This window comes from Nocardioides sp. (assembly GCF_035429765.1).
Taxonomy (GTDB): domain Bacteria; phylum Actinomycetota; class Actinomycetes; order Propionibacteriales; family Nocardioidaceae; genus Nocardioides.
Window position 1 is genome coordinate 1 of the sequence record NZ_DAOMFK010000280.1, and the last position, 2,952, is coordinate 2,952.

Consider the following 2,952-nt stretch of genomic DNA (forward strand, 5'->3'; position numbering starts at 1 on the left):
GGCATCTGCAGCAACGACGCCGAGGCCTACCCCGAGGACCGGCCCGCCCGGCTCGCCGAGCAGGCCGAGCGGGCCGGCTGGACCTTCCCTTACCTGGTCGACGAGAGCCAGGAGGTGGGCCGGGCCTTCGCGGCGGCCTGCACGCCGGACTTCTTCCTCTACGACGCGGCCGGCCGGCTGGCCTACCGAGGGGCCATGGACGGCTCGACCCCCGGCAACGGCGTACCGGTCACCGGGGAGCTGCTCGACGACGCGGCCCGCCGGGTCCTTGCCGGCGAGCCCGTGCCCGAGCCGCACCGGCCCAGCATGGGCTGCTCGATCAAGTGGCGCGAGTGACCGGGCGCTGGGTCGGCGTCGACCTCCTGCTCGTCTCGGTCTTCGCCGTCGTGGGCCGGCTCAGCCACGCCGAGTCCCTCACGCCGGCCGGGTGGTGGCAGACCGCGTGGCCGTTCCTGGTGGGGGCGCTGCTCGGGCACGCGCTGCTGGCCGTGCTCCGCCGTCCACCGGGCGGGGTGGTGGCCGGCGCCGTCGTGGCGGTGGTGACCGTGGTGGCCGGGATGCTGCTGCGCCGGGTCGCCGACCAGGGCACCGCGCCGGCGTTCGTGGTCGTGGCGCTGGTGGTGCTGTCCCTCCTGCTCGTGGGAGCCCGGCTGGCGGCCCACCTGGCCGGGCGGCTGACGGACCGTGGCCGGCACGGGTCGACGAGCGCCTCGCTCCGCTGACCGCTGTCGCCGGGCAACGAGCGGGCAGCGTTACCTGGCGTCGGGATCGGGCTGGTGGACGCCGAAGACGTTGCCCTCGGTGTCCAGGAAGTAGCCCTGCCAGGCCATCCCGGTCAGGGCGTGCTTGGGCAGCGCCACCGTGCCGCCCGCCTCGAGGATCTTCGCGGCCGTGGCGTCGAAGTCGCCGGTGCCCATCGTCAGGACCGCCCCCGCGACCGTGGCGCCCGGGGCCGGGTTGGGTCCCTGCCGCTGCATGACGGCGCCGTTGATGCCGGGCTGGTCGTCGGCGCCGGTGATCGCGCCGAAGTACGGCATCCCGGCGAACTCCCCCCAGTCCTGGAACTCCCAGCCGAACACCGCCCGGTAGAACTCGACGGCCCGCGGGACGTCCTCGGCGTGGATCTCGAAGTGGATGACGCGCGACATGGTGTTCTCCCGTCGGTTCGTCGGCGGCCCGGGTCCGTCGGCGGCGCGGGCTGCCCGTGGCCCCCCACGTTGCCGGGCGTCGGCCCGGCTGGCAAGGTGCCAGGATGCGCACGCTGTACGACGCCGCCGGCGGCCAGGACGGGCTGCGTCGCCTCGCACATGCCTGGCATGAGCGGATGATGGCCGGCGAGACGACCCGGCACCCGTTCAGCCACGGCTTCCACCCCGAGCACACCGACCGGCTGGCGGCGTACTGGGCCGAGGCCCTCGGCGGCCCACCCGCCTACACCTCGGCCCACGGGGACGAGTCCACGGTCGTGCGGCTGCACAGCGGCAACGGGTCGCACCCCGAGCTGGACCGGCTGGCGATCGCCTGCTTCGACCAGGCCCTCGTCGACTGCGGGCTGGACGCCGACGACGTGCTGCGGCAGGCGTTGCACGACTACTTCGCGTGGACCACCACCACGACCCTGGCGCGCTACGAGGAGTCCGCCGACGACGTCCCGGACGGTCTGGTGCTGCCGCACTGGTCCTGGGACGGCCTGCAGCGGTGACCGGCTCCCTGCTGGTCCGCCGCGCCCGGCTGGTGCCGGTGGGCCGGCCGGCGGCCCACGCCGGGCCCGTGGACGTGCTGGTCCGCGACGGGGTGGTGGTCGCGGTCGCCCCCGAGCTCGACGACTCCGGGCACCCCGCGCTGGAGGCCGACGGCCGGTGGCTGGCCCCCGGCCTGTGGGACCACCACGTGCACCTGGCCCAGTGGGCGCGGACGCGGCTCCGCCTCGACGTGTCCGGCACCGCGAGCCCCGCCGAGGTGGTCGCACGAGTCGCCGCGCGGCTCGCGGGGCAGCCGGAGGAGCCGGTCCTCGTCGGGTTCGGCTACCGCTCCGGGCCGTGGGACCGGCAGCCGACGGTGGCCGAGCTGGACGCGGTCGCCGGCCCCCGCCCGGTCGTGCTGATCAGCGGCGACGCGCACAACGGATGGCTCAGCTCGGCCGCCCTGGCGCTGCTCGGGGTGCCGGCGAGGCAGGGCGCGCTCGACGAGAACGACTGGTTCCCGGTGCTCGCCCGGCTCTCCGACCTGCCGATGGACCGGGCCGCCGACGAGCAGGCGTACGCCGCCGCGGTGGCCGACGCCGCCGCCAGGGGTGTCGTCGGCGTCACCGACATGGAGTTCGGCCGCGGGTACGTCGAGTGGCCCGAGCGCGTCTCCCGCGGCGTCAGGTCGCTGCGGGCCCGGCCCGCGACGTACCTCGACACGCTCGAGGCGGTGCTCGCCGCCGGCCTGCGCACCGGGCAGCCGCTGCCGGGAGGCGAGGGCCTGGTCACGATGGGGCCGCTGAAGATCATCTCGGACGGGTCGCTGAACACCCGGACGGCGTACTGCCACGAGCCCTACCGCGACGCCGCCGATCTCGACCTGCCGCGGGGGAAGCTCAACGTGCCGACCGACGAGCTCGTCGAGGTGCTGCGCCGCGCCCACACGCACGGCCTGTCGACGGCGGTGCACGCGATCGGGGACGCCGCCGTCAGCGCGGCGCTGGACGCGTACGCCGCCAGCGGGGCCCGCGGCAGCATCGAGCACGCGCAGCTGCTCGGTCCCGGCGACCCCTCCCGGATGGCCGCACTGGGCGTCACCGCGAGCGTGCAGCCCGCGCACCTCCTCGACGACCGCGACGTCACCCAGCGGTACTGGCCGGACCGGGCCGAGCGCTGCTTCGTGCTGGCCACGCTGTGGCGGGCCGGGGTGCGGCTGGCGCTGGGGTCCGACGCCCCGGTGGCCCGGCTCGACCCCTGGCTGGCGATG

Annotated in this window: 5 protein-coding genes; 4 read left to right on the forward strand and 1 reads right to left on the reverse strand. The window is 75.9% G+C overall.

Going from position 1 to position 2,952, the window contains the following annotated elements:
• Together PLP61_RS16115 and PLP61_RS16120 are read left to right on the forward strand one after the other, a co-directional pair.
• Positions 1-336, forward strand: a 336-nt coding sequence (locus PLP61_RS16115) for a thioredoxin family protein (RefSeq protein WP_324503781.1), incomplete at its 5' end; no start/stop codon positions are given.
• The gene (locus tag PLP61_RS16120; protein WP_324503782.1) at positions 333-722 is read left to right on the forward strand and encodes a DUF3054 domain-containing protein; all 390 of its coding nucleotides are present in this window, start codon (positions 333-335) and stop codon (positions 720-722) included. The genes PLP61_RS16115 and PLP61_RS16120, both read left to right, overlap by 4 nt.
• A 30-nt stretch (positions 723-752) precedes the next feature.
• On the opposite strand, the gene PLP61_RS16125 is transcribed toward PLP61_RS16120, so the two are convergent.
• Positions 753-1,148 carry a VOC family protein gene (locus tag PLP61_RS16125; RefSeq protein WP_324503783.1) on the reverse strand — a complete coding sequence of 132 codons (396 nt, stop codon included), beginning with the start codon at positions 1,146-1,148 and terminating at the stop codon, positions 753-755.
• 104 nt (positions 1,149-1,252) lie between these two features.
• Here PLP61_RS16125 and PLP61_RS16130 point away from each other — a divergent pair, with 104 nt between their 5' ends.
• The gene (locus PLP61_RS16130) at positions 1,253-1,702 is read left to right on the forward strand and encodes a globin domain-containing protein (RefSeq protein ID WP_324503784.1); all 450 of its coding nucleotides are present in this window, start codon (positions 1,253-1,255) and stop codon (positions 1,700-1,702) included.
• On the forward strand, positions 1,699-2,952 hold a 1,254-nt coding region (locus PLP61_RS16135), incomplete at its 3' end, for an amidohydrolase (RefSeq protein ID WP_324503785.1). The genes PLP61_RS16130 and PLP61_RS16135, both read left to right, overlap by 4 nt.